Origin of the sequence: Wolbachia endosymbiont of Mansonella ozzardi (genome assembly GCF_020278625.1) — a bacterium.
Taxonomy (GTDB): Bacteria; Pseudomonadota; Alphaproteobacteria; order Rickettsiales; family Anaplasmataceae; genus Wolbachia.
In genome coordinates this window covers 1-1,302 of the sequence record NZ_JADAKK010000066.1, presented here as the reverse complement: position 1 = coordinate 1,302, position 1,302 = coordinate 1, and the positions used below count along the sequence as shown (strand labels likewise).

The following is a 1,302-nucleotide window of genomic DNA, read 5'->3' as shown; positions in this document are numbered from 1 at the left end:
GGGAAGAGATCATTAGCGGAGAAGGTTCATTTTCCGCGCTGTTCGATTTCGCTGAGCTGAGTAAAAAATATGACCATCCAGTACTCGTTTCTTCAACTGATGGGGTGGGTACAAAGCTGTTGATAGCTCAAGAAGTAAACGAGCATGGTACTGTAGGCATAGATCTAGTTGCAATGTGTGTGAATGACTTACTTGCGCAAGGAGCAACACCTTTATTTTTCCTCGATTATTTCGCAACAGGTATTTTAAGTAAAGATGTTCTATTATCTATAGTTCAGGGCATTGCAGAAGGATGTAAACAGGCTAATATGGGATTAGTTGGTGGAGAGACTGCAGAAATGCCTGGAATGTATAGTAATAATCACTATGACCTTGCAGGATTTGTAGTTGGAGTGGTCGATAAAAGTAAGATCCTTCCAAAATGTAACACTATGAAGAAAGGCGACTGTGTAGTTGGATTAGAGTCGAGAGGGATTCACTCGAATGGGTTTTCTTTGGTGCGACATATTTTTAAAGGTTTAGGCATAAGTTATAATGACTTATCTCCGTGGAATAATAAAACCTGGAGTGAGATACTACTCGAACCAACAAAAATATACGCTGATTCTTTATTGCCTATTATGTCAAAGGTAAAAGGTATTGCACACATCACAGGTGGTGGCTTGGTAGACAATGTTCCACGGATTCTTCCAGAAGATTTGTTTGCCGACATAGACATTAGTTCTTGGGAATGGCCAGATATATTTTTGTGGCTGATAAAAGAGGGTAAAGTAGAGAAGAGGGAAATGTTAAAGACATTCAATTGTGGTATTGGTATGGTATTGATTGTAGATCCTGAGAATATGCAAGGTGTAAAAAATTATTTCCAAAAACGTGGAGAAAAAATTGAAATTATAGGAGAGCTTCATGAGAAGTGTAAACCACCGCTTGATAAAGTAGCACTTTAGTTAGACTGACTTTACTGACAGCCTTTCTGCAACTTCTAAATATGCTTCCTTTAGGTTTCCTAAACTTAAACGGAAAACATCTTTATCTAGTTTTTTGTGAGTACTGTTATCCCATAGCCTGCAATTGTCAGGGCTGATCTCGTCAGCTAGAATGATCTTTGTTCTATCACTCATTAGCCTGCCAAATTCTAATTTGAGGTCGACTAAATCTATTCCTACATTTAAAAATAAGTCAATTAGAATTGTATTGATTTTTGATGTTGTAGTTTTAACCTCTTCCATTTCTTCATGAGATAGCCAGCCAAAATATAGCACGTGGTTTTCGTTTATCATTGGATCAGCCAGATTGTCATCT

Annotated in this window: 2 protein-coding genes; one reads left to right on the top strand and one right to left on the bottom strand. The window is 37.6% G+C overall.

Annotated features, from left to right (window positions below; genetic code table 11):
• The coding region (gene purM, locus IHO40_RS05300) for a phosphoribosylformylglycinamidine cyclo-ligase (RefSeq protein WP_225537098.1) at positions 1-947 on the top strand (947 nt) is incomplete at its 5' end.
• Here the strand turns inward: purM and IHO40_RS05295 are convergent.
• Positions 948-1,302, bottom strand: a 355-nt coding sequence (locus IHO40_RS05295) for a phosphoribosylaminoimidazolesuccinocarboxamide synthase (protein ID WP_304956705.1), incomplete at its 5' end; no start/stop codon positions are given. It abuts the gene before it with no gap.